The sequence below is a fragment of the Kitasatospora sp. MBT63 genome, assembly GCF_000710465.2.
In the GTDB taxonomy this organism is placed as follows: domain Bacteria; phylum Actinomycetota; class Actinomycetes; order Streptomycetales; family Streptomycetaceae; genus Kitasatospora.
In genome coordinates, this window is sequence record NZ_JAIZ01000294.1 from 1 (window position 1) to 26,656 (window position 26,656).

Below are 26,656 nucleotides of genomic sequence, written 5' to 3' on the forward strand. Positions count from 1 at the left end.
AGGGGTGGTGGGCAGCGTCAGGCGGAAGGAGGTGCCGCCGGGGGTGTCGTGGACGGTGAGGGTGCCCGCGTGGAGGGTGGCGATCTCGCGGGCGATGGGCAGGCCCAGGCCGCTGCCGCCGTCGTCGCGGCTGCGGGCGTCGTCGAGCCTGGTGAACCGTTCGAAGATGGCGTCGCGGTCCTGGGGGGCGATCCGGGCGCCGTCGTTGGTGACGTCCAGGACGGCGTTCCCGGTGGCCGGGTCCAGGTGCAGGTGGACGGTGACCCGGTGGGCGGCGTGCCGTTGCGCGTTGTCGAGCAGGTTGGTCAGCAGGCGGCCGAGCCACTGGGCCTTCCCGTACACGGGCACGCTGTCCGGGACCCGCAGCTCGATCGGGTGCGGCGGCGGGATGCGGCCGCGGACGGTCGAGCGTACGAGGTCGGCGAGGTCGAGGGCGTCGTCGGGGCGGGGCCGGCCGGGGCTGTCGAGGCGGGCGAGCAGCAGCAGGTCGCCGGCGAGGTCCTGAAGGCGTTCGGTGTCCTGGAGCGCGCCTTCGACCATGGTCCGGCGCACCTCCGGGTCGGGGTGGGTGTGGGCCACCTCGAGCTGGGTGCGCAGGACGGCGAGCGGGCTGCGCAGCTCGTGGGAGGCGTCGGCGATGAAGCGGCGCTGGCGGTCGCCGGCGGCTTCGAGGCGGGCGAGCATGGCGTTCATCGTGTGGGCGAGGCGGGCGATCTCGTCGTCGCTGCGGGGGTCGGGGACGCGCCTGGCGAGGTCGCGGTCGCTGATCGCGGCGACCTCGGCGCGGATCGCCTCGACCGGCCGCAGGGCGCGGCCGGTGGTGCGCCAGGTGAGGATCGCGACAGTGACCAGGACCAGGGCGCTCATCGCGGCCAGCGCGGCGGTGGTGAGGTCCTCGGCGGTGTCGGCGGTCCGCAGTGAGGCGCCGACGTGGATGGTGACGGGTCCGCCCGGGGTGTCGGTGGTGACCGTGGTGACGCGCTGGTGGGAGTCCTCGCCGCGGTGGCCGAGGTTGTAGCTGCCGTCGGTGGGGACGAGGCCGGGCCGGCCCATCAGGTTCTGGCTGGCGGCGACGACGTTGCCGCCGGCGTCGAGGACCTGGATGAAGTCGGTGCCGTGGTCGAGCGGCAGCGGCGAGGTGAGGTGGCCGCCGGCGGCGAGGTGGGCGACGACCTGGGCCTGTTCGCGGGCGCCGGTCTCGACGCTGTGTTCCAGGTTGACGCGCAGCACCAGCAGGACGGCGCCGCAGGCGACCAGCAGTACGGCGGCGACCCCGGCGCAGGCAGCGGCGGTGGTGCGGGTCCGCACGGACCGGGGTGCGAGGAGGTGCAGCAGGGCGGCGACGCGCGGGTGGCGGGTGAACCGGTCCGCCGTCGCGGCCGTCCGGCGGCGCACGGCCCGCACCAGGGCGGGGAGGGCCCGGTCAGCCACCGTCGGCCGCCAGCCGGTAGCCGGCGCCGCGTACGGTCTGCACCGCGGCGCGTCCGAACGGCGTGTCGATCTTGCGGCGAAGGGCGCTGATGTGGACCTCGACGGTGTTGGGGTCGCTGTCGGGGCCGCTGTCCCAGACCTCTTCGAGGATCTCGCGCTTGGAGACCGCCTCACCGGCGTGCCGGGCCAGGTGGTCGAGGACCGCGAACTCGCGGGGGGTGAGGGCGACGGCGGTGCCGCCCCGGGTGCAGGTACGGGCCGCGGAGTCGACGACGAGGTCCCCGAGGACGGTGCGCCGCGGTGCCCGGCTGCCGATCCGGCGGGCCAGCGCCCGGAGGCGGGCGACCAGGACGACGAACGAGAACGGCTTGGTCAGGTAGTCGTCGGCGCCGGTGTCCAGCGCCTCGGCCTCGTCCCACTCGCCGTCCTTCGCGGTCAGCATCAGGATGCCGGCGTCGCTCCCGGCCGCCCGCAGCCGGGAGCACACCCGGTAGCCGTTCAGGCCGGGCAGCATGATGTCCAGCACGATCACGTCGTACGGGTGGTCGGTCGCCCGGGCGAGGCCGGACAGGCCGTCATGGACGATGTCGACGGTGAACCCCTCCGCGGTCAGACCGTGCTGCAGCGCCAGCGCCAGCCTGCGCTCGTCCTCCACCACCAGTACTCGCATACCCCCAGGGTGGCAGGTCCAGCGGCCGGTCGGCTGAAGGCTTCTTCAGGTCTTCAGGATCCCTTCAGCCCCGCCCGGTCAAGCTGATCGTGTCGTCCGGGCGAGGGTCCCGGACCCGGTAGGGAGTCGGGGTGGGCGTCATGAGCGAGCCGGTCGGTGCGGGGCAGCCGCAGGAGAAGCCGGGCAGGGCGGTACAGGTCCGGCGGTGGGCGCGCGGGCGTTCCGCGCGCTGGATCGCGGCCGGTGCGACCGCCGTGGTGGTCGTGGGCGGCGGCGCCGCCGTAGCCTTGCACCACGAGCGGGAGGCGCACGGCGAGCACGCGGCCGCGGCCGGGGACGGCGAGGGGCGGGCCGACGGCCGCGAGGGCCACGAAGGCCACGAGGGTCACGACGGCGGCCGCGACGGGGGTCGGGACGGCGGCCGCGCGCCCGCGCCGCTGCCGGCCCTGGACGCGGCGGACGCCGTGGTGAAGGCCTCCTCGGGGGTGCCCGGCGGCAAGGTGGAGTCGCTGCGGGCGGTGCCCGAGCAGGGCGGCGGCCGGGCCTGGCAGGCCGTCGTACTCGGCCCCGACGGGATACGCCACCTGGTCACCGTCGACGGGGCGAGCGACACCATCACCGGCAACACCACGCTGGGCGGTTGATCCCTTGAGCACCACCGCACCGGCCGCGGCCGCCACCCGTACCGGGCCCGCCGCGACCGTCCGGACCAAGGTCCCGCAGGTGACGGCGGCGTTCTGGCTGGTCAAGGTCCTCACCACCGGCATGGGCGAGACCACCTCCGACTACCTGGCCCGCGCCCTCGGACCCGTCCCGGCGGTCGCCGCCGCGGCGCTGCTCCTCGCCGCCACCCTGCTCGCGCAGGCCCGTAGCCGCCGGTACGTACCGGCCGTGTACTGGTCGGCGGTGGTCATGGTCAGCGTGTTCGGCACCATGGCCGCGGACGTCGCCCACGTCGCCCTCGGGGTGCCGTACGCCGCCTCCGCGCTCGCCTTCGCCCTCGCCCTCGCGGCCCTGTTCGCGGTGTGGCGGAGGACCGAGGGCACGCTCGCGGTCGGGACGGTCGACGGCGGGCGCCGCGAGGTCTTCTACTGGGCGACGGTGATGGCCACCTTCGCGCTCGGCACGGCGGTCGGGGACCTGACCGCGGCCACCCTCGGCTGGGGCTACCTGCCCTCCGGGCTCCTGTTCCTCGCCCTGATCGCGGTGCCCGCGCTCGGCCACCGCGCCCTGCGGACACCACCCGTCCTGGCGTTCTGGTGGGCCTACGTGCTCACCCGCCCGCTCGGCGCGTGCTTCGCGGACTGGGCCGGCGTCAGCCGCCAACGCGGCGGCCTCGACCTCGGCACCGGACCCGTCAGCCTCGTCCTCGCGATCGTCATCGCGGTGGCCGTGGCCCGGCTCACGGTCGTCGCGCGCCGGTCGCCGCGGCCCGCCGTCTGAACCGTCCCCCGACCGGGACCGTCCCCCCGACCCGAAACCATCCACCGACCCGAAACCGTTCCCCCGACCCGGACCCGTCCCTCCTCGGAAGGCGCCACCACGATGTTGTCCTCATCGGCTCTGCTGGCCGTGAACCCCCTGGACGCGGGCTCACTGCTCGGCGCGTTCGGCGCGCTGGGCATCGCCGTGGTCCTCTTCGCCGAGACCGGCCTGCTGGTCGGCTTCTTCCTGCCCGGCGACTCCCTGCTGTTCACCGCCGGCCTGCTCTGCACCACCGGTGCCCACAGCGGGCCCCACCTGGACCTCGCCCAGGTCCTGGCCGCCGCCGCGGTCGGCGCCCTCGCCGGCGCCCAGACCGGCTACCTGATCGGACGGCGCGGCGGCCCCGCCCTGCTCGCCCGCTCCCGCAACAGACACCTGCACGAAGGCGCCGTCCGGGCCGAGGAACTCCTCACCCGCTACGGCCACGGCAAGGCCGTGGTGCTGGCCCGGTTCGTCCCCGTCGTGCGCACGGTCCTCAACCCGCTCGCCGGGGCGCTCGGCGTCAGCGTGCGCACCTTCACCCTGTGGCAGGTGATCGGCGGACTCGGCTGGACCTTCGGCCTCGTCCTCGCCGGTTACGCCCTCGGATCCTCGGTGCCCAACGTCGACCACTACCTCCTGCCGATCGTCGCCGTCGTCGTCGCCCTCTCGCTGCTGCCGCTCCTGCTGGAGCTGGTGCGCTCCCGCCGTCAGGCCAGGGCCCGATGACGGCCACGGCCCCCGCCCCTGCCCTCGCGACGTCCCTCGCAGTCGACGGGCGCGGCCTCGACGGCGGCCTCTACCTGCGCGTCGACCACTGGGCGGAGCGGCTGCCCACTCCCGTGCAGCACGCGGTCACCGCGTTCTCCGCCTACGGGCTGGTGCTGCTGGCCGCCCTGATGCTGTGGGCGTGGTGGCGCGCCCGCGGCGCCGACAGCGCCACCATGGCGCGGGCGCTGGCCGTACCGCTGGTGGTCACCGCGGTGTTCGCCGCCGACACCCTGCTCAAGTCCGTGCTGGCCGAGCCCCGCCCGTGCCAGGTCCTCGACGCCGGCCGCACGCTGGAGGCCTGCCCTGCGGCCGGGGACTGGTCGCTGCCGAGCAACCACACCGTCATCGTGTTCGCGGGCGCCGCGGCCCTCTGGCACGTCGAGCGCCGCATCGGCCTGCTGGCGCTGCTCCTCGCGGTGCCGATGGGGCTCTCGCGGGTGCTGGTCGGCGTCCACTACCCGCACGACGTCTTGCTGGCCGCGGTCCTCGGCACCGCCGCCGGGTTCGCCCTGACGGCTGCGGCCGGGCGGGCCGGCCCGGTGGTGGAGCGGGCCCGCGCGGGAGGGCTGCGCCGGCTGCTGACCGCGTGAGACCGGAGCGGCCACGGCGGTGGCCGGACCCCTACGGCCGAGGCCCCACCGATCACCGGTGGGGCCTCGTGGCGTACCCCGGCGGTGGGGTCAGGTGGTGGCGGCCACGGCAGTGGGCGGTGCCGTGGCCTCCCGGGCGGTGAGGGACCGGCCGTAGCGGCGCAGCAGCAGGACGGCGGTGGTGGCCAGGCCGGCGAGCAGGCCGGTGGTGATGGCCAGGCTCGGCCGGTCGGCGGGGGAGTGCGGGTCGAAGTAGGGGCGCAGGACGAGGTCGGGCAGGGCCAGGTACAGGGTGCCGACGGCGGCCCCGCAGGCGGGCGCGGTGTTGCGGATGCGGCGGGCGGCTCCGTACGCGCCGAGGGCGAGGTGGCGGCTGACGTTGATGGACGCCGCGTGGGAGAGGCCGACGGCGACCTGGAAGACGATGGAGACGAGCTGGTTGACGGCGGTGTGCGCGGCGAGATCGCCGACCTCCTGCGCTAACTCGCCGGCCAGGGCCTCATCATCGCCCTCTCCAGCCACGACCTCGACCTCGTCGCCCGCCACCCGGCCACCCCCACCGGCGCCGCGAAGCAGCTCCCGGCACCCGCCTAGCGCCGCACAAGGGGACGGTGTCCCACGGGATCCACCGATGCAAAGGTTCCTTTGCAAAGAACTGGTGGCACCCCCTACGCTGCCGCTCATGACGGAACCTCAACCCGCCGTACGCAGCCTCGACGCGCGCTCCCTGCGCGGCCTCGCGCACCCCCTGCGGATGCGCCTGCTCGCCGCTCTGCGGGAACACGGCCCGGCGACGGCGACGAAGCTGGCGGCCCGGCTCGGCGAGTCGTCCGCGTCGGTCAGCTACCACCTGCGGCAGCTCGGCGCGCACGGCTTCATCGCGGAGGATCCGGATCGCGGCACCACCCGCGAACGGTGGTGGCGGGCCGAGCACCGCGGCCACCGGTTCGACCGGCTGGAGGAGTTTCTGGAGAGCCCGGACCCCGAAGTGCGCGGCGCCATGGGGGTGTTCCTGGGCGAGGTGGCCGCCGTCCACGCGCGGGAACTGGACGACTGGCTCGCCGGCACCGGTGAGTGGCCCGAGGAGTGGCGTCGCAGCTGGGACATGAGCGACTTCACCATCCGTCTGACGCCCGGCCTCGCGCGTGAGCTGGTCGCCAGGGCGCACGAACTCGTGCAGAGCTACCGCGACCTGGCCGCCGACGACGAGGCGCAGGCCGTCCCGGTCCGCATCCACCTGCACGCCTTCCCGCGGCCGAAGAGCTGACACCCCGACACACCCCCGGAGACCCCCTGATGACCGTCGCCGCCCCCGGCCGGGCCGACGCGGCCCGGGCCACCCCGGACCGGCGGCCACTGGGCACCCTGCTGGCCGCGAACCTGATCTCGATCACCGGCAACGCCTTCGCCGGCATCGGTGTCCCGTGGTTCGTCCTGCAGACCACCGGAAGCGCCTCCAGGGCGGGTCTGGTGGCCTTCTGCGGCATGCTCCCGCTGGCGGTGTCGGCACTCACCGGCGGTCCGGTGATCGACCGGATCGGCCGGCTGCGCGCATCGGTGCTGTCGGACCTGGCGTGCGGGGCGGCCATCGCGCTGATCCCGCTCCTCCACCGGGCCGGCGTCCTGCGGTTCTGGGAGCTGTGCCTGATCATGGCGGTCAACGGGCTGTTCCAGGCCCCCGGGGAGACCGCACGTCAGGTCCTCACCCCCGATCTCGCCGACCACGCGGGCGTTCCGCTCGCCCGCGCGATGAGCCTGTACACCGGCGCCTCCCGAGCGGCCCGGCTGCTCGGAGCGTCGGGTGCCGGTGTCCTGATCGCCTGCTTCGGAGCGGGGTCCGTGCTGCTGCTGGACGCCGCGACCTTCGGGGTCTCCGCGCTGCTGACCGCCGTCGGCCTCCGGCGGGTGCCCGCCGCCGTCCGCCGACGCGACACGCTCCCGCCGGGCCGTGCGACCTACCGCGACGAACTGTGCGAAGGCCTGGTCTTCCTGCTCCGTCAGCGGCTGCTGCTCGCCGTCACCGTGCTGCTGATGATCACCAACGGCCTCGACCAGGCCTGGAGCGCGGTCCTGCTGCCCGTGCACGCCGAGCGCGACCTCGGCGGACCGGTCGACCTCGGGCTGCTCGCGGGCCTCTTCGCCGCCGGTGCGCTCGCGGGCGCGCTGCTGCACGCGGTGCTGGCCGACCGGCTCCCCCGCCGGCCGCTGTACACCTGCTGTCTGCTCGTCGGCGGAGGCCCCCGCATGCTGGTCGCGGCCTTCGCGCCCGGCCTGCTGCCCCTCGGCGCGGCCCTGGCAGTGGCGGGCCTGGCCGCCGGGATCTGCAACCCGATCGTCTCGACCGTGCTGTACGAGCGCGTGCCCGACGCCCTGCGCAGCCGGGTGACCGGCGTCCTGGCCGCAGGCGTCCTGATGGCGACGCCGCTCGGCAGCATCGCGTGCGGCTACCTCGTGGACCGCGCCGGGCTGACCACGGCCCTGGTACTCCTCGGCGGGGCCTACCTCCTGACCGCGCTCTGCCCGCTGATCCTCCCGGCCTGGCGCCGGATGGACGGACCCCGCGTCCCCGGGGCACGGACGTAGGTGCCGCGCGGGGCCCCTCCGGACGGCCGCCGACCTCGCGGCCGGGACGGCCCGGGCCGGGCCCTCAGGACGAGGCCGTGTCGGCGGCGGCGCGCTGCGCCGCCGCGCACACCCGCCGCAGCATGTACTGCAGCTGGGTGCGCTCGCCCCGGGTCAGCGACCCCAGCACCAGATCCTGCACGGCCCGGGCGTCGTCCAGTGCCGCGCCCAGGGCGGCCTTCCCGGCATCGGTGACGGTGACCACCTCCTGCCGGCCGCCGATGTGCACCACCAGGACCTGCACCAGGCCGCGGGCCACCAGGTCCTCGACCGCCGATGCGATGCCGGGCGGGTCCACGGCCAACTGCCGGGCGAGGTCGGCGCGGGCGTGCGGACCGTGCTCGGCGAGGACCTCCAGGACCGACCGGTGCAGCGGCGCAAGCCCGCGGGCCCGCAGCCGTCCCGCCAGCAGGGTCTCCACCGCGCGACCGGTCTCGGCCAGCAGGCGAACGGTCCACTCGGAGGGACTCGTCGGTCCGCCCCGCCTGTCGTACACGGCCTGTCCCATCGCTACGGAGGGGAGTCCTCCGGCCCGGACCGCGTGGGGAAACCTGCCTCCACAGCCGGGCGGCCGTGCGTTGGATCAGGAGGGCGTCATCGCCCCCGGAGTCACGCGGCGCTCCACGCGCACGGCACGGCCCGCGAAGTAAACCGAGGCCAACCATACGTGCGCCGAGGCCATCGGTCTACAACGATGTCGTCATCCGCGCCGGTCAGGCCCCCCGCAACCCCGCCGCGGCCAGCTCCACGTACTCGTGCAGCCCGTACGCCAGCAGCAGACCCATGAGCGCCGACACCACGACCGCCGCCCCCAGGCCGGCCACCGCGGCTCTCCCGCGCCGGCCGCCGGGCCCCGAGGGCGCCGCCGCCAGCAGCGCCTGGACCCGCCGCGGCACCGGCCCGCTGCCCACCGACGCCAACGCCCCGAGACCCCTGGGCGGTTGGCCGGCCGGGGCGGCCGCCAGCGCAGCCCGCGCGATCGCGGTGGCGGCACGCTTCCTGCTGTCCACCGCCGCGGCCGCCGTCTCGTCCGCCCACCGCTCCAGGTGGAAGTCGAGGTCGGGGCGGAGCGGGCGCAGCGCGGGGTGGACCGCGGCCGCCAGGTAGGCGATCACCGACAGCAGGTGGTGCCGCCCGGCCAGGTGCGTCCGCTCGTGGGCGAACAGCACCTCCCGCTCCGCCGGGCCGAGCGCACCGAGCATCCCGGTCGTGACCACGACCCGCCCTCCGCGCCCACGGAACCCGGGCAGCGCGAACGCCTCCGGAGCCGAACCCCGGACCACCAGCACATCGCCGTCCGGGGCCGCGCCCCGGACCGAGGCCCAGGCCCGGTCGAGCAGGCGCCGGTGCTCGCACCAGCGCCGGACCAGCACCACCGCCTGAACGGCGAGCACCACGCCCGCCACGGCGGACACCGGCAGCACCAGCGGCCAGGCGGCCGCCACCGTGTGCAGCGGGATCCGCTCCAGCCGCGCGAGGAACGGCACATGGAACAGGCCGACCAGCGCCGCGACCGTACCTCCGGCGAGCAGCGCCCCGGCGCCCGCGAGCACCACCGACGCCTGGCGGGGCGCCAGCAGCGCCGCCAGCCGGCGCACGGCCGGCGCCGCGCACCAGGGGAGTGCCAGTGCCAGCCCGACCGGCACCAGGGCGAGGATCACCGGTCGTCCCCGGCGTCCAGCAGCAGGCGGCGCAGCAGGTCCTCGTCGTCCTCGGAGAGCGAGGAGACGAAGCGCTTCAGCACCAGGTCGCGCTGCGGCTCCCGCTCCAGCTCCCGGCGCATCCGGCCCGCGGCCAGCCCGGCGGCGTCGTCCGCGGGCGAGTATGCGAACCCGCGCCCGGAGCGGATCCGCACCACTGTCCCCTTCTCGCACAGCCGGGTCAGGATGGTCGTCACCGTCGTCCTCGCCAGGCCCCGGCCGATTGCGCTGTTCACCTCCACCGGCGTCAACGGCCCGGAAGCCGACCACAGGACCGCCAGGACCTCGGCGACGAGCTCGCCGTGCGGGCGCCTCTCCCCGGCCTCGTCCACCGTCACACTCCCGTTCTCCACCCGCACCCGGCACCTCGGCCCGGTCTGCACCTCAAGGTCGCCTCATCATCCCACTGCCCGGGAGGGGCAGGTCGGGCGCTGCGGGGTTACGGCGGGATGCGGGGCCGCCCGACGGGCCCGCAGGCGCGATGCTGGAGCATTGTGTTAGCAGTTGCAACTAACACGCAATAGTGTGGGGCCGGCACCACCGTCACCGTTGAAAGGAACTGTGTCCCGATGGGCGCGTACTCACTTCCCGATCTGCCGTACGACTACTCCGCGCTCGAGGCGGCGATGACCGCCGAGATCCTGGAGCTGCACCACTCCAAGCACCACGCGGCCTACGTCAAGGGCGCCAACGACACCCTTGAGCAGCTGGCCGAGGCCCGCGACAAGGAGCAGTTCGGCGGCCTGGTGGGCCTGCAGAAGACGCTGGCGTTCCACCTGTCGGGCCACGTGCTGCACTCGCTGTTCTGGGAGAACCTCTCCCCGGACGGCGGTGACCGTCCCGACGGTGAGCTGGGCACCGCGATCGAGGAGCACTTCGGCGGCTTCGAGGCGTTCAGGAAGCAGCTCACCACCGCCACCGTCGGCGTCCAGGGCTCGGGTTGGGGCATCCTGTCCTGGGAGCCGCTCGGCAAGCGCCTGATCGTCGAGCAGGTCTACGACCACCACGGCAACGTCGGCCAGGGCACCACCCCGCTGCTGGCCTTCGACGCCTGGGAGCACGCCTACTACCTGCAGTACCGGAACGTCCGCCCGGACTACGTCACCAAGCTCTGGGACGTCGTCAACTGGAACGACGTCGCCGCCCGGTTCGCCGCCGCCAAGAACGCCTGACGGACCGTCCGCCGGGGCGCCCGCTCGCACCGGGCGCCCCGGCCGGGGCGTCGCCTCGTACGGCGGAGCCGGCCGTCAGGACCGGAAGGCGGCCTCGGTCTGGGCGGTGTCCTCGGTGCCGCGGTAGTAGACGATCTTCCCGTCGCGGAAGGTGAAACGGTGGTGCAGGTCCATCGCCAGGACCCGGCCGCTGGCCCGGTGTTCGGCCCGCATCCGCACCACGCTCAGGACGTCGCTGTCGTTCGCGGCCAAGGACACCGGGATGAACTCCTGCACCGCCATGGTCGAACCGAACTGCTCGAAGAATTCGGCCACTTCGGCCTTCCCGTGCCGCACGCCGTACCAGGGGGCCGCGGTCGACGTGGTCTCCGAGGCCCAGTCGACGTCGTCGTCCAGTCTGGCCAGGATCCCCGGCAGGTCGCCGCTGCCGAAGGCCTCGTAGACCGATCTGATCGTCTCGATCATGCTCTGCTCGTTCACCGGACACCTCACCTCGGTCGGGGCCGCCGTCTCGTTCCATGCTAGGAGCGAGGACGTCCCCGCCGCCTTCCGGCGCCGGCCGTGCCGCACGGCGTCCCGCAGGGTGCTCGTCACGGGCCCTGCCCGGTGGTTCTGATCTGCGGCGACGACCGTAGAGTGGCCTGCGCAGCTGGTTCGCCCTGTCCGCCAGGCAGGCGCGTCGCAAGAGGGAACCCGGTGGGAATCCGGGACTGCCCCGCAGCGGTGAGCGGGAACGACCGCCGTCATACGCACTGGGCCCGTAGCGGGCCCGGGAAGCGACGGCCAGTAGGTGTCCGCCCTTCACAGGGCTGGGCGCGCCCGCGAGTCCGAAGACCTGCCGCTGCCCGTGGACCGCAGTGGTCCGCGGTCTCACCGGACCCCGAGGGCGGGTCGGCGGCAGGGAGGGACGGCGATCCCGTACCTCCTGCTCCTTCGCGCACCCGGGGCTCACGAACTCGCGAAGGAGAGTTCCGTGAAGCAGCCCTACCACCGGCGTGCCACCAGGGCCGCGACCGCCGTCGCGCCGACGGGCGGCGGGGTGATGGCGCCGTGACGATGCCCCCTGCCGTCTCCCGGACGCCGGCCGACTCGGCGGTCACCCTCGCGCACATCATGAGCGAGCACGACACCAACCTCTACGGGACGGTGCACGGCGGTGTGGTGATGAAGCTGATCGACGACGCCGCGGCCGCTGCCGCCGGCCGGCACGCCGGCGTGCCCGCGGTCACCGTCTCGGTGGAGGAGATGTCCTTCCTCGCGCCGGTCCGGGCCGGTGACCTCCTGACGGTCCGTGCCCGGGTCGACCACGCCGGCCGGACCTCCATGGACGTCTCGGTGGTAGTGACGGCCGAACGCTGGAACCTCACCGGGCCGGTGACCAGGGTGGCGACGGCTCAGCTGGTCTTCGTCGCCGTCGACGCGGACGGGCAGCCGCACCGGGTACCGGTCCTGCTGCCGGAGGGCGCCGCCGAACAGCGCCGCGAACGCCTGGCCCGCGAGCGCCGCACCCGGCGGATGAGGAACGCCGCCGACTGACCCCCGCCACCTGCCCGGGCCGCCAGATCCGCGCGGCGGCCCGGGCCCGGTCGCTGTATCCTGGCCCGCGCCCGGCCGGATGATCATGGAGGAAGCATGGCGAAGTTCAGAGTGACGGTCAGTCTCCCCCCCGGACGCCGTGGAGGATCCGGTCTCCGCCATCGCCACCGCCATGCGTCCGTTCGACCAGAACATCGACCCGGCTACCAGGGAGGACGGGTACAATCCGCAGGGTGAATGGGACGGGTGGCAGATATCCAGCTACGACAACCTGGTCGTCCGGCCCGAGTACGCGGGGGGTGCCCGGCTCGTCCACCGGCCGACCGGGCCAAGCGCGAGCACCTCGCCCAGCCCCTGGTCCAGGCGCTCGCCCAGTACGCGATCGGGGGCGGCGACCGGCACTACCCGAACAGCTACCTGACCCAGGACCCCGTTGCCCTCTTCGCTTGCGGCGAGCGCGACTTCGTCGAGCGCGCGGCCGCCACGGCCGTGCCCACCTACGCACTGCTGACCCTCGACGGACAGTGGGCCGACCCCTGGAACGTGCGCTCCCTCGGCACTCCCCGCCCCGAGGAGTCCGAGCCGGACGCGTACTGGCGGCTCGCCGACGCCTACCTGCGCGAGCTTCCCGAGGACGCGCTGATCGTCCAACTCCTCTGCCACTGCTGACCGGACGCCCCGGCGCGGAGCCCGTCGCTACGGCTTCGGGACCGCCGGTGCGTCGCGGGCGGCCTCCGCGGCGGGGGTGCCGGTGCCGGTGGCCGGGCCGTGGGGCGGCGGGACGGCGCCGAGTTCGTCGAGCATCTCCCGGGTGAAGCCGAAGTAGTAGGTGGCCAGCAGGCCGGTGGTGTATCCGGTCGCCAGGCCCGCGGCGTAGACGGCCGCGCTCACCAGGAAGCCGCGTGAGCCGGTCAGCAGGGGGAAGAGCGCCCAGCCGGAGGGCCCGATGGCGGTCGCGCCGACGGTGGCACCGAGCTGCCCCAGCAGCCCGACGACGGCCCCGCCGCAGGCTCCGCCGAGACAGGCCGTGACGAACGGGCGCCCGAGCGGGAGCGACACCCCGTAGATCAGCGGCTCGCCGACGCCGAGCAGGCCCGCCGGGAGCGCGGACCTGATGGTCGCCCTGACCGAGGTGTTGCCCCGCAGCCGCAGGAGGACGGCCACGGCGCAGCCGACCTGCCCGGCCCCGGCCATGGCGAGGATCGGCAGCAGCTCGGTGGAGCCGTGCTGCTGGATCAGCGTGGTGTGGATCGGGATCAGCGCCTGGTGCAGGCCGAACATCACCAGGGGGAGGAACAGACCCCCGAGCAGCAGCCCCGCCAGCGCACCACCGTGGGCCAGCAGCCAGGTGGCGAGATCGCCGATCGCCGAGGAGACCTCGCCCGCCACGAACATCAGGCCGAACAGCGTCACCAGGCCGGTGACCAGCACGGTGACCGTCGGGGTGAGCAGGACGTCGAGGCCGTCGGGCATCACCCGCCGGGTCCACCGTTCGACCTGCACCGCCAGCAGGGCGGCGGCGAGCGCCCCGATCACCCCGCCCCGGCCCGGTACGAGCTGGTGGCCGAGCACCTCCACCTTGGAGACCCCCGCGTACACGATCACACTGGCCACGGCACCGCCCAGCACGGGTGTGCCGCCGAACTCCTTCGCGGTGTTGTAGCCGACGAAGACCGTGAGCAGGGACATGAACCCCGCGGAGATCGCGGTGAGGGCAGGCACCAGCGCGGGGGCCCACCCGAGATTGACGAGCGCGCCGTTGACGGCGGCCACGATGCCGCAACCGATCAGCGCGGGGATCAGCGGGACGAAGACGTTCGCGATCCGGCCGAGCACCAGCCTGACCGGCGTCGCCCGCCCGGCACCGGCCCGCGCCCTGATCGCCGCGCCCCGCCGGGCCAGCTCCCCGGCACCGACAGGGGGCTCGGCACCGGGGTTCCCGTGGTCCTGCCGCCCGCCGGACAGGGCCCCGTCGGGCGGGGCTCCGTCGAGCAGGGCCCGGAGCTCGGGTGTCACACAGGAGACGACGCCCGGGCCGAGCACGATCTGATACGTGTCGTCCTCGACGACGCCCAGAACCGCCGGAAGGGCACGGAGCCGCTCCTCGTCCACCAGGGACCGGTCGCGCAGGCCGAGCCGCAGCCGGGTCATGCAGTGTGCGACGGAGTGGATGTTGGCGGCGCCCCCGACGAGCGGGAGGACGGCCTCGGCGGTGGCACGGTGCTTGTCGTCGGACATGATCACCAGGATGGCGCTCCCGGCCTCGCCTCCCGTGCTGCGCCGGGCCGGCTCCGCGGTCGTGTCGCGGGACCCGTGACCCCGGGGGCGAGGTGGGGACCCGGCGCGCGGTGCCGGGGTTCATCCGATCGGCGCAGCCGCCTCGCCGGTGGAGTCGGCGCGTACCCCGTGGACGCGTACCTCCTGGAGGAGGCCCCAGGTGAAGTCCGCGGTGCAAGGGCGCGGCCGCCCGCCCGCGTCGGGTGCGGTGAGGTCGAGCTGCCACCGGGTCGGCGCACTGCCCTCGCGCGGTACGGCCGGCGGGAAGGCCGCCGCGACGTCCGAGACGACGCAGCTCCACGGGGTCAGGTCCGCGAGCGTGCGCAGCGCCGGCGCCGGGACCCCCGGAGCGCGGACCAGCCATTCGTTCCATGGCGGGGACCCCGCACCGGCCGGTCCGAGCAGGATCTCGAAGCGCAGGCCGGGCCAGAGCGGGAGTTCCCAGTGCTGCGCCGTGCAGTCGAGGTCGCCGATGTGGCGGGGGAGGACCGCCTCGGGTGGGCCGAGCACCGCTGCGTAGCGGCGGGCGCCGTACGGGAAGCGGCTCGACCGGATCATCGCCTGCCAGCGCTTGTTCGCCTCACGGAGGTCGCCGCGGCTCGCTCCGAGCCGGTGCACCGCCCGTTCCACCAGCTCCGGGTGGAAGTCGGCCATCCGGCGCAGCAGCACCAGCTGGAACTCGGTGGCCGCGAAGCCGTTGATCGCCATGTCCGCAGATCAGGCCCGTACGGCCGACGAGTCCGTCTCTTCGGGGCGCTGGCAGGCGGGGCACAGTTCGTGGCGGCCGTCGGGGGTGATCACGGTTCCCCAGCCGCGGCAGTCGGCGCAGTGGCGGGCCTGGTCGATGTCGGCGTGAGGGGCGGGAGCGAGGGGGTGGGCTCCGTGGGTCATGGGTGATGTTCCTCGGTAGAGCGGTATCACTTGGGTCGATGTCGCGGTGTGCGCGGCGACGTGTGGCCGGGCACCGGATCTCCTGCGGCGGGGGAGCCAGTGGAGACCTGCCGGTGATCGAAGGCCGGCAAGGGAGTCGGTCCGGGCCGGCACCGTCGGTACGGTGCCGCCGGCCGGAGGGGCGGGACATCAGCGGCCCGATCCCCAGTGTGCACGAAATCCGCAGCAGACCCCCATCACCCACCGTGAGCCGAGCCCTCAGCGGCAGCCGTGTACCTACCCTGAGCTGGGCAGATGGAGAAATTTCCGAAAATTCGGAATCCGTCGCGACGGCACCCGCAGACCGGCATCCGCGGACCGGCACCCGCGGGCCGGGACGTCGCGTACGGTGGCTCGGCCGGGCGCGTCGTCCTGGTGCCCGGGGGAAGGGGTGGCACGGTGTCGGTCCGAGGCACTGACAGGTATGCGGGAGAGGCCGACCTGCCCGCACTGGTCGTGAAGGCGGTGGACCTCGCGCGGCGGATCGGGTTCACCAAGTCCTGCCGGCCGGAGCAGGGGCGCTTGCTGTCCGCCCTGGCCTCGGGCGCGCGGGAGCGCATCGGGGAGACGGGTACCGCGTGCGGTGTCGGCCTGGCCTGGTTGATCGCCGGGCGGCGGCGGGGGGTGCGGGTGGTGAGCGTGGAGCGGGACCGCCGGCTGGTGGAGCTGACGTCCGAGCTGTTCGCCGGCGTACCCGGGGTGGAGATCGTCCACGGTGACTGGACGGCCGTCCACAGCCACGGCCCCTTCGACCTGCTGGTGGTCGACGGCGGGGGCAACGGCAAGCAGGGCGCCGCCGCGGATCCCGAGCGCCTGCTGACGCCCGGCGGCTCGATCGTGATCGACGACTTCACACCGCTGACCGCGTGGCCCCCGGTGCACGAGGGCAGGCCGGACGGTGCCCGGCTGGCCTGGCTGGAGCATCCCGCGCTCCTCGCCACCGAGGTCCGGCTCGCCGCCGACCTGTCCACCGTGATCGGCACCAGGCGGCCCTGAGAACGCGAACGGACCGCCCGGGCGCGGGGCCCGGGCGGTCCGGTGGGAAGGGGCTCCCGGTCTAGCCGGCCGTGGTGTGCTGGCGGACGGGCCGGTCGGTGGTGGTCCGGGCGTCGCCGGGGAGGGCCTGGAGGATGGCGTCCACGCTCTGCTTGGCGTCCCCGAAGAGCATGGTGCTGTTCTCGCGGAAGAACAGCGGGTTCTGCACGCCCGCGTAGCCGGACGCCATCGAGCGCTTGAAGACGATCACCTGTTCCGCCTCCCACACCCGCAGCACCGGCATCCCGGCGATCGGGCTGGTCGGGTCGTCGGTGGCGGCCGGGTTGACGGTGTCGTTGGCGCCGATGACCAGGACGACGTCGGTCTTGCCGAAGTCGTCGTTGATCTCGTCCATCTCCAGGACGATGTCGTACGGCACCTTCGCCTCGGCCAGCAGCACGTTCATGTGTCCCGGCAGGCGCCCGGCCACCGGGTGGACGCCGAAGCGGACCTCCACCCCGCGCTCGCGCAGCCGCCGGGTCAGCTCCGCCACCGGGTGCTGCGCCTGGGCCACCGCCATGCCGTAGCCGGGGGTGATCACCACGGACCGGGCCTGCGCCAGCAGCCCCGCGGCCTCCTCGGCGCGGACCTCGCGGTGCTCGCCCTGCTCCTCGTCGCCGCCCGACGGCGCCTCGATGCCGAACCCGCCGGCGATCACCGAGATGAAGGAGCGGTTCATCGCCCGGCACATGATGTACGACAGGTACGCGCCGGAGGAGCCGACCAGCGCCCCGGTGACGATCAGCAGGTTGTTGTCGAGCAGGAACCCGGCGGCGGCCGCGGCCCACCCCGAGTAGCTGTTCAGCATCGACACGACGACGGGCATGTCGCCGCCGCCGATCGAGGCGACCAGGTGCCAGCCGAGCAGCAGCGCCAGCACGGTCACCGCGACCATCAGCCCCAGGCCGGGGCCGGCGGTGAACCAGGCGGTGAGCCCCGCGAACGCGGCCAGTGCGCCCAGGTTGAGGATGTTCTTGCCGGGCAGCGTCAGCGGGCGGGAGGCGATCCGGGCGGACAGCTTGAGGAAGGCCACGATCGAGCCGGTGAAGGTGACCCCGCCGATGAAGATGCCGATGAAGACCTCGGCGTGGTGGATGCCCAGCAGGTCGGCGGAGACCAGCGTCTGGGCCGAGCCGTGCGCCTCGACCTCCAGGTAGCCGTTCCAGCCGACCAGGACGGCGGCGAGGCCGACGAAGCTGTGCAGGACGGCGATGAGTTCGGGCATCTGCGTCATCTCGACCCGCCGCGCCCGCCACAGGCCCGCCGCGCCGCCGAGCACCATCGCGAGGACGATCAGGGCGACCGCGCCCGCGGTGATGCTCTGCGCCGCCAGCACGATGGTGGCGACCAGCGCGAGGGCCATGCCGGCGATGCCGTAGACGACTCCGGCCCGCGAGGTCCGGTGCTGGGAGAGCCCGGCGAGGCTGAGGATGAACAGCAGGGCGGCGACCAGGTCCGCGGCGTGGGAGGCCGTGGTGGTAGTCATCGGGGCTCAGCGCCTTTCGGGGGCAGTCGAGAACATGCTCAGCATGCGGCGGGTGACGGCGAAGCCTCCGAAGATGTTCACGCTCGTCAGCAGCACGGCGACGCACGACAGCGCGGTCACGATCCAGCTCTCGTGCCCGATCTGCACCAGCGCTCCGATCACCACGATCCCGGAGATCGCGTTGGTCACCGACATCAGCGGGGTGTGCAGCGCGTGGTGCACCTTGCCGATGACGTAGTAGCCGATCACCACCGCCAACGCGAACACCGTGAAGTTCTCGGCGAGTTGGGTCGGCGCGAAGGCGATCACCAGGAAGACGGCGAGCATCCCCAGGCCGATCAGGCCGAACCGGACCGCGGGGGTGAGCCGGGACTCCTTCGCCGCCACCGGCGCGGCGGCGGCCGCGGGCGCGGCGGCCGGGGCCGCCGACACGGCGACCGGCGGCGGAGGCCAGGTGACCTCGCCGGCCCGGACCACCGTCACGGCCCGCTGGACCACGTCCTCGAAGTCGATGACCAGCCGGCCGTTCTTGCCGGGGGTCAGCAGCTTCAGCAGGTTCACCAGGTTGGTGCCGAACAGCTGCGAGGCCTGGGTGGCCAGCCGGCCGGCCAGGTCGGTGTAGCCGATGATGGTGACACCGTTGTCGGTGACCACCGCCCGGCCGGGCACGGTGCCCTCGACGTTGCCGCCCTGGGCGGCGGCCATGTCGACGATGACGCTGCCCGGCTTCATCGCCGCCACGTCCGCGGCCGTGACCAGCCGCGGGGCGGGCCGGCCGGGGATCAGCGCCGTGGTGACGATGATGTCCACGTCGGCGGCCTGCTCGTGGTAGAGCGCGGCGGCGGCACGGTCGTAGTCCGCGGAGGTCGCCTTGGCGTAGCCGTCGGTGCTCGCCTCCTGGACGACGTTCACGGCCAGGTACTCGCCGCCCAGCGACCGGACCTGGTCCGCGACCTCGGGCCGCGGATCGGTGGCGCGGACGATCGCGCCCAGACTGGACGCCGCGCCGATGGCCGCGAGCCCGGCCACACCGGCCCCCGCCACCAGGACCTTCGCCGGCGGCACCTTGCCCGCGGCGGTGACCTGGCCGGTGAAGAAGCGTCCGAACACGTGGGCCGCCTCGATCACCGCCCGGTACCCGGCGATGTTGGCCATCGAGCTGAGCACGTCCATCGACTGGGCCCGGGAGATCCGCGGGACGGCGTCCAGCGCGAGCGCCGTGACGCCCCGCGCGGACAGCTGCTCCACCAGTTCGGGGCGCTGCGCGGGCGTGAGCAGCCCGACGACGGTGGCGTCCGCGCGCAGCCGGTCGATCTCGCCGCCCGACGGCGCGTTGACCTTGAGGACCACGTCGGCCGCCCAGGCGTCGCCGATGGTCGCGCCGGCCTCGGTGTAGGCCCCGTCGGTGAATCCGGAGGCCGCGCCGGCCTCCGACTCGACGACGACCTGGTAGCCGAGGTCGAGCAACTGCCGCACCGTCGCGGGTGTCGCGGCGACGCGGGTCTCCCCGGACGACGACTCGGCGACCACGCCGATGCGCTGGGGTGGGTGATGGGTCGGGACCTGTGCAGACATGTCTGGTGTCTCTCTCGTCGGAGGCGCTGCTGACCGGGCATCTGCGGCAGCGGTGGGTGCTCCACCCGCTGGTCGCAGGAACGTACACCGCCCCGGCGTCCGGGGCCGAGACCGCGAGGCAGTGATTAGCCTCACTGAGTGAGTGCGCGAGGCCCGGTGGGGCGACGATGGGGGTGCCGGGTCGAGCGGTCCCGGTCGCCGCACTGGAGGGCTCCCGGACCGGGCGGGGCAGGGGCGGTCGTCCCCCGGGCCCGGGTGCGGGTCGGTCACCTCGGAGGTGCGCCGGACGGGATGACGGCCCGTCCGGCGGCGCGGGACCGGCCCGGGATACGGGGCCAGGTGCGTATACGTCACATCCGGCGCAGCTGCCGGGCGAGCCAGGCGGTTCGGGTACGGCGGGCCGTGGCCGAGATCTGCGCCCCGGGGTGGAGGGCGTCGAAACCGTGGAAGCCGCCCGCCCACACATGGAGTTCGGCGTGCCCGCCGGCGGCCCAGATCCGGGTGGCGTAGGCGGTGTCCTCCTCGCGGAACACCTCGGCGGAGCCGGTGTCGACATAGGCGGCGGGCAGGCCGCCGAGGTCGTCGGCGCGGGCGGGGGAGACGTACGGGGACACCTCCTCGGCGGGGGTGTCGCCGAGGACCGCCCGCCACGCGAACTCGTTCATCTCGCGGGTCCAGACGCCGGGCACGCCGGAGAACTGACGGCTGGAGGTGCTGGTGTTGCGGTGGTCGAGCATCGGACAGATCAGGACCTGTGCGGCGATGGCGGGGGTGCCGAGGTCGCGGGCGAGCAGGGCGACGCCGGCGGCGAGGCCGCCACCCGCGCTGGCGCCCGCGACGATGATCCGGGCGGGGTCGATGCCGAGTTCGCCGGCGTGCCCGACGAGCCAGCGCAGCCCCTGGTAGCAGTCCTCGACGAGCGAGGTGCCGCCGCTCTCCGGCGCGAGCCGGTAGTCGACCGTGGCCACCACCGCGCCGAACTCGTCGAGCCACTCCAGCGGGATGTCGAGCTGCGAGAAGCGGTCGCCCATCACCATCCCGCCGCCGTGCAGCCAGTAGACGCACGGAGCGGCGGCGGGGCGGCCGTCGCCGGCGGGGGCGAGGACGGTCAGTGGGAGCGGTGCGCCGTCCGCGCCGGGCACGGTGAACTCCCGCCGCTGGACCTGCCGGTGGGCGAGCAGTGACTCGACGGGGGCGGCGGGGTACTGGCGCAGCCGGGCCAGCAGGTCCGGGTCCAGTTCGGTCATCAGGGGCATGCCGTCGAGGAGTTCACGCAGCTCGGGGTCGAGGGCGGGGCGGGTGCTGCCGGGGTTCACGGTCGCGGGGCCTTTCGGTTCGAGGGGGGTCCGAGGGGGAGGCGAGGGGTGCGGTGCCCGGGGAGGTCAGCCCGCGGCCTTGCCGCGCACCGGGACCTGGTCGGTGAACTCGGGCTCCCCGGCCAGCAGTTCGCCGACCCGAGCGACGATCGCCTGCGCCGCCCGGCCGGCGAACACCCGGTGGTGGTCCTCCTCGCTGGTCCACCCCTCGACGACGTGGACCCGGTCGGGGTCGGTGGCCGACCGCGAGACGAGGTAGACCAGGCAGTGCTCGTCGGCGCCGGGGCTGCCCTCGTCCAGCCCGGTCAGCAGCAGGTCGACCAGGCGGCCGCCCCGGCCCGGTGCGGCGGTCATGGTGGCGTGGAAGCCGTACGTGACGCTCATCGGATCGGTCCTTCCGGTGGTGGAGTGGGGTGACTCCAGTCAACCGGCCTGACCTGCACAGACGTTAGAACGATGCTCGCCGGTCCTTGCACGATCCTCGCGCCCTCGGGAATCGGGCGCGGGGCGGTGCTGCAATGGGGGCATGTCCCTCGACGAACTCCGCACCCTGGTGGCGCGTCACGCCCGGCCCGACGCGACCACCGCCATCGACGGCGTACTGCTCTCCAGGGTCGACCGGTCGGATCCCCCGGCCCCCGCCATGTCCGGCACCGTCCTCGCGGTGATCGCCCAGGGCGCCAAACGGCTGGCGCTCGGCGACCTGGTCTACGAGTACGGCGCCGGGCAGTACCTGGTCGCCTCCGTCGACCTGCCCGTCACCGGGCAGTTCACCCGGATCGGCCCAGGGCACCCGGCGCTGGGGTTCGGCCTGCTCCTCGAGCCGTCCGCCGTCGCCGAACTCCTGCTGCAGGCCGGGCCCGGTGACCTCCCCCGCGACAGCGGCGCCCCGTCCGGCATCGCCGTCGCCGACGCACCGGCCGACCTGCTCGACGCGGTGGTCCGGCTGGTGCGCCTGCTCGACCGGCCGCGCGACCGGGCGGTGCTCGCGCCGCTGGCCAAACGCGAGATCCTGTGGCGGCTGATCACGGGGGAGCAGGGGGCGACCGTACGCCAGCTGGGTCTGGCCGACAGCGGACTCAGCCACGTCTCCCGGGCCGTGCGGTGGATCCGCGAGCACTACGCCGAGCCCTTCCGGGTCGAGGACGTGGCGCGGCTGTCCGGACTGAGCGTCTCGGCCTTCTACCGCAGCTTCCAGGCGGTGACGGCGATGAGCCCGATCCAGTTCCAGAAGCAGATCCGGCTCCAGGAGGCGCGGCTGCTGCTCGCCACCCATCCGGGCGACGTGACCGGGGTCGGCCGCCGGGTCGGCTACGACAGCGCCTCGCAGTTCAGCCGTGAGTACCGCCGCCAGTTCGGCGAGCCCCCTAGCCGGGACGCGGCCCGGCTGCGGGACGCCGGGCCGGCCCCGGCGGCCGTGCTCCCCTGAGTGCGGCCGGGAGCCGGGGACGGGAGGATCGGGCAAGGGAGCGGGAGGATCGTTCTATCATCGCCGCAGGTCAGAGCGGTTCACTGGAATCACTGGTTCTCCCGTGAAGCACGGCCGTGCAGCACGGACCCCTCATCCCGGAGGATTCCCGATGGACACCGTCCTGATCACCGGCGCCTCGTCCGGCTACGGCCGGCAGACCGCCCTGCACTTCCACGACCGGGGGTGGAAGGTCATCGCCACGATGCGGACCCCGCGCCCGGACCTGTTCCCGGAGTCGGAGCGGCTGCGGGTGCTCGGACTCGACGTGACCCGGCCGGAGAGCATCGCCGCCGCCGTCGAGGCCGCCGGGCCGGTGGACGTCCTGGTCAACAACGCCGGCATCCCCGCGATCGGGGTGTTCGAGGGGACCCCGATGTCCCGGGTGCGGGAGGTCTTCGAGACCAACACCTTCGGCGTGATGGCCACCACCCAGGCGGTCCTGCCCGGGTTCCGTGAGCGCGGCAGCGGCGTGGTGGTCAACGTGACCTCCAGCGTCGTGCTCGGCCACATGCCGCTCTCCGCGCTCTACAAGGCGAGCAAGATGGCCGTCGAAGGGTTCACCGCCTCGCTCGCCCTCGAACTCGCACCCTTCGGCGTCCGGGCGCGGACCGTCCAGCCGGGCGCCTGCCTGACCACCAACTTCGCGCAGCGGGCGACCGGCGGCACCCCGCCGGACGCACTGGTCCCGGCGCCGTACGCGGCCTGGGCCGGGAGGGCGATGGCCGACTTCACGGCGCAGGAGCTGTTCACCACCGAGACGGATGTCGCCGAGGCGGTGTGGTGCGCCGCGCACGACACCACCGGGCAACTGCGCTTCCCGGCCGGGCCCGACGCGCTGTGGCTCGCCCAGGCCAGGTGATACGACGAACGGCCCGGACCAGCGCGGTCCGGGCCGTTCCTGGTGGCAGAACCGTCAGAGCCGCTCGGGGACGGGGTTGCCGACGGCCTCGATGGCGCGGCGCACGGGCACCTTGACCAGCACCGCGAAGCCGATCACGAAGAAGATCAGCAGGGAGATGATCGCCGAGCGGTAGCTGCCGGTGATCTGGTAGGCGAGGCCGAAGACCAGCGGGCCCATCCAGCTGGTGCCGCGGTCGCTGACCTTGTAGACGCTGAAGTACTCCGCCTCCCGCCCGGCCGGGATGAGGTGGGAGAACAGCGAACGGGAGAGCGCCTGGCTGCCGCCGAGCACGAGGCCGATCATGCAGGCCAGGGCGAAGAACCAGGCGGGCTGGTGGGCGGGCATGAAGTACCCGAGCGCCAGCGTGATCACCCAGCCGACCAGCGAGCCCAGCACGGTCCGCTTGGCGCCGTACCGCTGGGCGATCCGCCCGAGCAGCAGCGCGCCGCCGATCGCCACGATCTGGACCATCAGCACGGCGGCGACCAGCGAGGTCTGCCCCATGCCGAGCTCCTCGCTGCCGTAGAGCGAGGCCTGCGAGACGACGGTCTGGATGCCGTCGTTGTAGCAGAGGAAGGCGCCCAGGTAGAGCAGGGTGAGCGGGTACTCGCGCATCCCGCGCAGGGTGCGGGCGAGTTCGCGCAGGCTGCCGGCGGCGGGCCGGTCGGGGGCCGCCGCCGCGCGGCCGGTGACTGCACCGGCCCGGGAGGGCAGGCGCAGCAGCGGGACGATGGTGAACAGCGCCCACCACAGGCCGGCCGAGGCCAGGCAGATGCGCACGGCGGTGCCGGTGGACAGGCCGAGCGCGTCGTGGCCCTCGAACAGCGCGAGGTTGGCGATCAGCAGCAGACCGCCGCCCGCGTAGCCGTAGGCCCAGCCCTTGGAGGAGACGGCGTCGCGCTCGTCGGGGGAGGCCAGGCCCGGGAGGTAGGCATAGGAGAGGGCGACCGAGACCGCGTACGCGATGTTGGCGACCACCAGCAGCCCGCCACCGAGGAGGTAGTGGTCACCGCCGAGGAAGAACATCGCCATCGTGGCGAGCGAGCCGACGTAGGCGAAGCCGCACATCAGCTCCTTGTGGCGCCCGGTGCGGTCCGCGAGCGTCCCGGTCAGCAGCATCACCGCGACCGAGATCAGGACGGAGAAGGAGACCGTGTACGGGAAGAACGAGCCGGCGCGGATCGTCAGACCGAAGGGGTGCACGTCGCCGGACGCGTCGGCGGCGTTCTTGGCCACCGTGGTCAGGTACGGCCCGAGGAACACCGTCAGGACGGTGGCCGAGAAGGCCGCGTTGGCCCAGTCGTTGATGTACCAGCCGAACTGCATCCGGCGCAGGGCACGGCCGTCGTCGGCGGCCGCCGGGCTGTCCGGCAGCTGGTCCGGGAGGGGGTCCGGCAAGGGGGCCGTGGTGTTCATGGGGCTCCTGTCTCCGTGCTGGAGCCGGTGCTGCTGTCGGTCCAGCAGCCGCGCTCGTCCAGGACGTCCCGCAGGACGTCGATGCGATCGGCCATGATGCCATCCACACCCAGGTCGAGCAGAGCCCGGATCCTGGTGGGATCGTCGACGGTCCAGACGTGGACCTGCAGGCCGAGGCGGTGGGCGGCGCGGACGAAGGCCCGGTCGACCACCCGTACACCGTTGTGCCGTTCCGGGACCTGGGCGCACAGGCCCGCGAAGGGCCGCCCCCGGCCCCGGAGCAGCGGCCCGGCCAGCGAGCGCAGCCGCAGCCGGGCCACCTCGCGCGGGCCGAGCGAGGTGGCCAGCCGGGGGCCGGCCGCGGCGCGGACGGCGGCCAGCCGGCTGTCGGAGAAGCCGCCGACGCAGACCCGGTCCCAGGCGTCGGTCCGGCGGACGGCCTCGACCAGCGGCGCGACGGCCGGGGCCGCCTTGACGTCGATGTTGAAGCGCGCGGTGGGGAACGCCCCGAACAGGTCCTCCAGCAGCGGCACCGGCTCGGTCCCGCCGATCCGGGCCTGCCTGACGGTGTCCCACGGCAGCTCGGCCACAGCGCCGCTGCGGTCGGTGACCCGGTCGAGGCGGGAGTCGTGGAAGGCCACCAGCACCCCGTCGCTGGTGGCGTGCACATCCGTCTCCAGGTACCGGTACCCCAGGGCCACGGCGGCCTCGAACGCGGCGAGCGAGTTCTCGGGGTGGCCGAGGTCACCGCCCCGGTGCGCGAAGGCGAGCGGCCCCGGGTGGTCGAGGAAGGGGTGCATGTGGTGCTCCGGAGCTGCTGGGGAGAGGTACTCCTCGGGCCGCGGGGCCCGAGCCGCGCTGCCCGCTCGAACAACGCCCGGGCCGTGCGCGTTACAGTATTGCGCAGGCTGTCAAGCAGTAACGTCCGGAGCGCGTGCCTCAGCGGAGGTGGGGGACCGGCGGGGCGTCGGCGTCGTACCGCAGCGCCCAGGCGCGGCTGCCCGTGAGCACCTTCCCCGGCGCCCACGGCTCGCTCAGCATGCGGGTCACCGTGGCGTGGGTGCTGCTGATGATCTGCGGCGTCGGCCGGTCGAACGGGGAGTCGGGGATCGCGACGGACACCTCGGCACGCAGGACCTTGCGCCCCCACGGCTCCAGGGCGTTGGCGAGAAGCCCGTCGAACTCCATGGTCGCGTACTCCTCGTCGGTGCCGTCGCGGCCCAGCTCGGAGATGTAGCGGTACGTCGGCCCGTCGATCGCGACCCACACACCGAAGGTCACCGTCCGCCCGTCGGTCAGGGTGACCGGGAGCAGGGCGCGGGTGAATGCGCCGATGTTCTCGGTGGAGACCATGAAGTCGGACAGGAACCTGATGCAGGTCTCCTGGGCGTAGGCCGACATCTTGGCGACCGGATCGGGCAGCGAGAGGTTGAACCGGGGATCGCCGGCGGACAGCGTGCCGTCGCAGCACGTGCACGCGGGTGCGGGCGGAGCGGCCGCGCCACCCGTCCCGGAACCCTTGTCTCTGCCTCGCCACCAAGCCATGGTCGGAGAGTCAACCACATGATGACGGAGCCACAGCTCTCCACGTCGGCCTCGACCCGTCGCGCTGCCCTCGTGGTCGGGCCCGGCCGGCCACCCGCACGGCGCGGGCCCCATCTCGCCCGCCGGACGGCGCGACCGCAACTCGACCTCGCCGCACGCCACTCCGAAGCCCGCGGTCGCGTGGCGGCCCCGGTCGCGCCCGGCGGGGCGGGACTTCGTCCGGTGAGGATGGGCCGAGTGCGCTCGGCCGACCGGTCGGCCGACCGGTGGTCAGGGCGTGGCCGGGCAACGGGATTGCTTCCTTCGGAGGCCACCCCGTATCGAATGGCGCATGACCCCGGCCACCCGCACCACCGCCGTGCCGGTGCCCGGCCTGACCACCGTCAAGAGCATCATCGCCGGCGCCTCCCGCGCCTTGGCGCTGCTCGCCGACGGAACCGTGATGTCCTGGGGCCTGAACGACAAGGGCCAGCTCGGAGGGGTCTCGCAGACCGCGGCCGGCTGCAACCACAGCCTGGCCGTGACCGACAGTGACAACCGCCTCAAGGCCTGGGGGCATAACACCTCCGGGCAGCTCGGCAACGGCACCACCGAGGACAGCAGCAAGCCGGTCACCACGCTCACCGCGCCGACCGGCGTCGACAAGATCGCCGCACCGGTGGGCGGTGACTTCAGCCTGGCCACCTGACCGCCAATTGACCGCCGGGCCCCGACCGGCCCGCCCCCGCCCCCGCCCCGGCCGTGCCGG

Annotated in this window: 30 protein-coding genes and 1 riboswitch; of the genes, 13 read left to right on the plus strand and 17 right to left on the minus strand. The window is 74.0% G+C overall.

The genetic code is table 11. From position 1 onward, the window contains the following. Together AA75_RS18075 and AA75_RS18080 are read right to left on the minus strand one after the other, a co-directional pair. On the minus strand, positions 1 to 1,431 hold a 1,431-nt coding region (locus AA75_RS18075), incomplete at its 3' end, for a HAMP domain-containing sensor histidine kinase (protein WP_051812699.1). Next, entirely contained in the window at positions 1,424 to 2,101 is a 678-nt protein-coding gene (locus AA75_RS18080; RefSeq protein WP_033821112.1) for a response regulator transcription factor, read from the minus strand. The genes AA75_RS18080 and AA75_RS18075, both read right to left, overlap by 8 nt. A 140-nt stretch (positions 2,102 to 2,241) precedes the next feature. On the opposite strand from AA75_RS18080, the gene AA75_RS18085 reads away from it, so the two are divergent. The 4 genes from AA75_RS18085 to AA75_RS18100 all read left to right on the plus strand — a co-directional run bounded on the left by AA75_RS18085 (position 2,242) and on the right by AA75_RS18100 (position 4,926). Further along, positions 2,242 to 2,745 (plus strand): hypothetical protein, encoded by a 504-nt coding sequence (locus tag AA75_RS18085; RefSeq protein WP_149038221.1) that lies wholly within the window; start codon positions 2,242 to 2,244, stop codon positions 2,743 to 2,745. A gap of 4 nt (positions 2,746 to 2,749) precedes the next feature. Next, complete coding sequence (locus AA75_RS18090; RefSeq protein WP_033821114.1) at positions 2,750 to 3,544, plus strand: membrane protein; 795 nt, start codon at positions 2,750 to 2,752, stop codon at positions 3,542 to 3,544. Between the two features lie 102 nt (positions 3,545 to 3,646). Further along, the gene (locus AA75_RS18095) at positions 3,647 to 4,294 is read left to right on the plus strand and encodes a DedA family protein (RefSeq protein WP_033821115.1); all 648 of its coding nucleotides are present in this window, start codon (positions 3,647 to 3,649) and stop codon (positions 4,292 to 4,294) included. Continuing rightward, a complete protein-coding gene (locus tag AA75_RS18100) occupies positions 4,291 to 4,926 on the plus strand; it encodes a phosphatase PAP2 family protein (protein WP_033821116.1) in 636 nt (211 codons plus the stop codon). The genes AA75_RS18095 and AA75_RS18100 overlap by 4 nt, the downstream gene beginning before the upstream one ends. A 90-nt stretch (positions 4,927 to 5,016) precedes the next feature. On the opposite strand, the gene AA75_RS18105 is transcribed toward AA75_RS18100, so the two are convergent. Continuing rightward, a complete protein-coding gene (locus tag AA75_RS18105) occupies positions 5,017 to 5,472 on the minus strand; it encodes a hypothetical protein (RefSeq protein WP_033821117.1) in 456 nt (151 codons plus the stop codon). Between the two features lie 136 nt (positions 5,473 to 5,608). Here AA75_RS18105 and AA75_RS18110 point away from each other — a divergent pair, with 136 nt between their 5' ends. Both AA75_RS18110 and AA75_RS18115 read left to right on the plus strand, forming a co-directional pair. After that, complete coding sequence (locus AA75_RS18110) at positions 5,609 to 6,193, plus strand: helix-turn-helix domain-containing protein (RefSeq protein WP_033821118.1); 585 nt, start codon at positions 5,609 to 5,611, stop codon at positions 6,191 to 6,193. A 29-nt stretch (positions 6,194 to 6,222) separates the two neighbouring features. Beyond that, positions 6,223 to 7,509, plus strand: coding sequence for an MFS transporter (locus AA75_RS18115; RefSeq protein ID WP_063794386.1), 1,287 nt, complete (start codon positions 6,223 to 6,225; stop codon positions 7,507 to 7,509). Between the two features lie 64 nt (positions 7,510 to 7,573). Here AA75_RS18115 and AA75_RS44795 read toward each other — a convergent pair whose 3' ends face one another. The 3 genes from AA75_RS44795 to AA75_RS18125 form a co-directional block, all read right to left on the minus strand. Further along, positions 7,574 to 8,056, minus strand: a complete 483-nt coding sequence (locus AA75_RS44795) for a MarR family winged helix-turn-helix transcriptional regulator (protein WP_033821119.1) — start codon at positions 8,054 to 8,056, stop codon at positions 7,574 to 7,576. A 205-nt stretch (positions 8,057 to 8,261) separates the two neighbouring features. Next, positions 8,262 to 9,209, minus strand: a complete 948-nt coding sequence (locus AA75_RS18120; RefSeq protein WP_051812701.1) for a M56 family metallopeptidase — start codon at positions 9,207 to 9,209, stop codon at positions 8,262 to 8,264. After that, positions 9,206 to 9,601 (minus strand): BlaI/MecI/CopY family transcriptional regulator, encoded by a 396-nt coding sequence (locus AA75_RS18125; RefSeq protein ID WP_233289071.1) that lies wholly within the window; start codon positions 9,599 to 9,601, stop codon positions 9,206 to 9,208. Before AA75_RS18125 ends, AA75_RS18120 begins: the two co-directional genes overlap by 4 nt. Before the next feature lie 216 nt (positions 9,602 to 9,817). Here AA75_RS18125 and AA75_RS18130 point away from each other — a divergent pair, with 216 nt between their 5' ends. Further along, positions 9,818 to 10,420 carry a superoxide dismutase gene (locus tag AA75_RS18130; RefSeq protein ID WP_033821121.1) on the plus strand — a complete coding sequence of 201 codons (603 nt, stop codon included), beginning with the start codon at positions 9,818 to 9,820 and terminating at the stop codon, positions 10,418 to 10,420. A gap of 75 nt (positions 10,421 to 10,495) precedes the next feature. On the opposite strand, the gene AA75_RS18135 is transcribed toward AA75_RS18130, so the two are convergent. Beyond that, complete coding sequence (locus AA75_RS18135; protein WP_051812703.1) at positions 10,496 to 10,900, minus strand: nuclear transport factor 2 family protein; 405 nt, start codon at positions 10,898 to 10,900, stop codon at positions 10,496 to 10,498. Between the two features lie 203 nt (positions 10,901 to 11,103). Further along, positions 11,104 to 11,257: riboswitch (cobalamin riboswitch) on the plus strand. A gap of 219 nt (positions 11,258 to 11,476) precedes the next feature. Between AA75_RS18135 and AA75_RS18140 the strand changes: the two genes are divergently transcribed. Together AA75_RS18140 and AA75_RS18145 are read left to right on the plus strand one after the other, a co-directional pair. Next, entirely contained in the window at positions 11,477 to 11,956 is a 480-nt protein-coding gene (locus AA75_RS18140) for an acyl-CoA thioesterase (protein ID WP_051812705.1), read from the plus strand. Positions 11,957 to 12,202: 246 nt separating this feature from the next. Then, positions 12,203 to 12,625 carry a hypothetical protein gene (locus AA75_RS18145; protein WP_033821122.1) on the plus strand — a complete coding sequence of 141 codons (423 nt, stop codon included), beginning with the start codon at positions 12,203 to 12,205 and terminating at the stop codon, positions 12,623 to 12,625. A 27-nt stretch (positions 12,626 to 12,652) separates the two neighbouring features. Here the strand turns inward: AA75_RS18145 and AA75_RS18150 are convergent, their stop codons facing one another. From AA75_RS18150 to AA75_RS50940, 3 genes are all read right to left on the minus strand, one after another. Continuing rightward, positions 12,653 to 14,194, minus strand: a complete 1,542-nt coding sequence (locus AA75_RS18150; protein WP_082526612.1) for a PTS transporter subunit EIIC — start codon at positions 14,192 to 14,194, stop codon at positions 12,653 to 12,655. Positions 14,195 to 14,314: 120 nt separating this feature from the next. Further along, complete coding sequence (locus tag AA75_RS18155) at positions 14,315 to 14,941, minus strand: hypothetical protein (RefSeq protein WP_051812707.1); 627 nt, start codon at positions 14,939 to 14,941, stop codon at positions 14,315 to 14,317. 9 nt (positions 14,942 to 14,950) lie between these two features. Then, complete coding sequence (locus AA75_RS50940) at positions 14,951 to 15,124, minus strand: hypothetical protein (protein ID WP_199520348.1); 174 nt, start codon at positions 15,122 to 15,124, stop codon at positions 14,951 to 14,953. Between the two features lie 438 nt (positions 15,125 to 15,562). Here AA75_RS50940 and AA75_RS18160 point away from each other — a divergent pair, with 438 nt between their 5' ends. Further along, on the plus strand, positions 15,563 to 16,159 hold the full coding sequence (locus AA75_RS18160) for a class I SAM-dependent methyltransferase (RefSeq protein WP_033821123.1): 597 nt from the start codon (positions 15,563 to 15,565) through the stop codon (positions 16,157 to 16,159). A gap of 61 nt (positions 16,160 to 16,220) precedes the next feature. On the opposite strand, the gene pntB is transcribed toward AA75_RS18160, so the two are convergent. The 4 genes from pntB to AA75_RS18180 all read right to left on the minus strand — a co-directional run bounded on the left by pntB (position 16,221) and on the right by AA75_RS18180 (position 20,959). Continuing rightward, positions 16,221 to 17,684, minus strand: coding sequence for a Re/Si-specific NAD(P)(+) transhydrogenase subunit beta (gene pntB, locus AA75_RS18165; protein WP_033821124.1), 1,464 nt, complete (start codon positions 17,682 to 17,684; stop codon positions 16,221 to 16,223). A 6-nt stretch (positions 17,685 to 17,690) separates the two neighbouring features. Then, positions 17,691 to 19,259, minus strand: a complete 1,569-nt coding sequence (locus AA75_RS18170) for a Re/Si-specific NAD(P)(+) transhydrogenase subunit alpha (protein WP_033821125.1) — start codon at positions 19,257 to 19,259, stop codon at positions 17,691 to 17,693. A 350-nt stretch (positions 19,260 to 19,609) separates the two neighbouring features. Further along, positions 19,610 to 20,515 carry an alpha/beta hydrolase gene (locus AA75_RS18175; RefSeq protein WP_051812712.1) on the minus strand — a complete coding sequence of 302 codons (906 nt, stop codon included), beginning with the start codon at positions 20,513 to 20,515 and terminating at the stop codon, positions 19,610 to 19,612. Between the two features lie 126 nt (positions 20,516 to 20,641). Continuing rightward, positions 20,642 to 20,959 carry a putative quinol monooxygenase gene (locus AA75_RS18180; protein ID WP_033821127.1) on the minus strand — a complete coding sequence of 106 codons (318 nt, stop codon included), beginning with the start codon at positions 20,957 to 20,959 and terminating at the stop codon, positions 20,642 to 20,644. 142 nt (positions 20,960 to 21,101) lie between these two features. Here AA75_RS18180 and AA75_RS18185 point away from each other — a divergent pair, with 142 nt between their 5' ends. Together AA75_RS18185 and AA75_RS18190 are read left to right on the plus strand one after the other, a co-directional pair. Then, positions 21,102 to 22,004 carry an AraC family transcriptional regulator gene (locus tag AA75_RS18185; protein WP_033821128.1) on the plus strand — a complete coding sequence of 301 codons (903 nt, stop codon included), beginning with the start codon at positions 21,102 to 21,104 and terminating at the stop codon, positions 22,002 to 22,004. Positions 22,005 to 22,155: 151 nt separating this feature from the next. Beyond that, complete coding sequence (locus tag AA75_RS18190; RefSeq protein WP_033821129.1) at positions 22,156 to 22,905, plus strand: SDR family oxidoreductase; 750 nt, start codon at positions 22,156 to 22,158, stop codon at positions 22,903 to 22,905. Positions 22,906 to 22,959: 54 nt separating this feature from the next. On the opposite strand, the gene AA75_RS18195 is transcribed toward AA75_RS18190, so the two are convergent. From AA75_RS18195 to AA75_RS47600, 3 genes are all read right to left on the minus strand, one after another. After that, the gene (locus AA75_RS18195) at positions 22,960 to 24,363 is read right to left on the minus strand and encodes an MFS transporter (protein ID WP_082526610.1); all 1,404 of its coding nucleotides are present in this window, start codon (positions 24,361 to 24,363) and stop codon (positions 22,960 to 22,962) included. Next, positions 24,360 to 25,163, minus strand: a complete 804-nt coding sequence (locus AA75_RS18200; RefSeq protein ID WP_033821130.1) for a glycerophosphodiester phosphodiesterase — start codon at positions 25,161 to 25,163, stop codon at positions 24,360 to 24,362. Before AA75_RS18200 ends, AA75_RS18195 begins: the two co-directional genes overlap by 4 nt. A gap of 139 nt (positions 25,164 to 25,302) precedes the next feature. Beyond that, on the minus strand, positions 25,303 to 26,022 hold the full coding sequence (locus AA75_RS47600) for a DUF2199 domain-containing protein (RefSeq protein ID WP_149038222.1): 720 nt from the start codon (positions 26,020 to 26,022) through the stop codon (positions 25,303 to 25,305). A gap of 217 nt (positions 26,023 to 26,239) precedes the next feature. On the opposite strand from AA75_RS47600, the gene AA75_RS18210 reads away from it, so the two are divergent. After that, the gene (locus AA75_RS18210) at positions 26,240 to 26,596 is read left to right on the plus strand and encodes a hypothetical protein (RefSeq protein WP_033821132.1); all 357 of its coding nucleotides are present in this window, start codon (positions 26,240 to 26,242) and stop codon (positions 26,594 to 26,596) included. Positions 26,597 to 26,656: the final 60 nt, after the last annotated feature.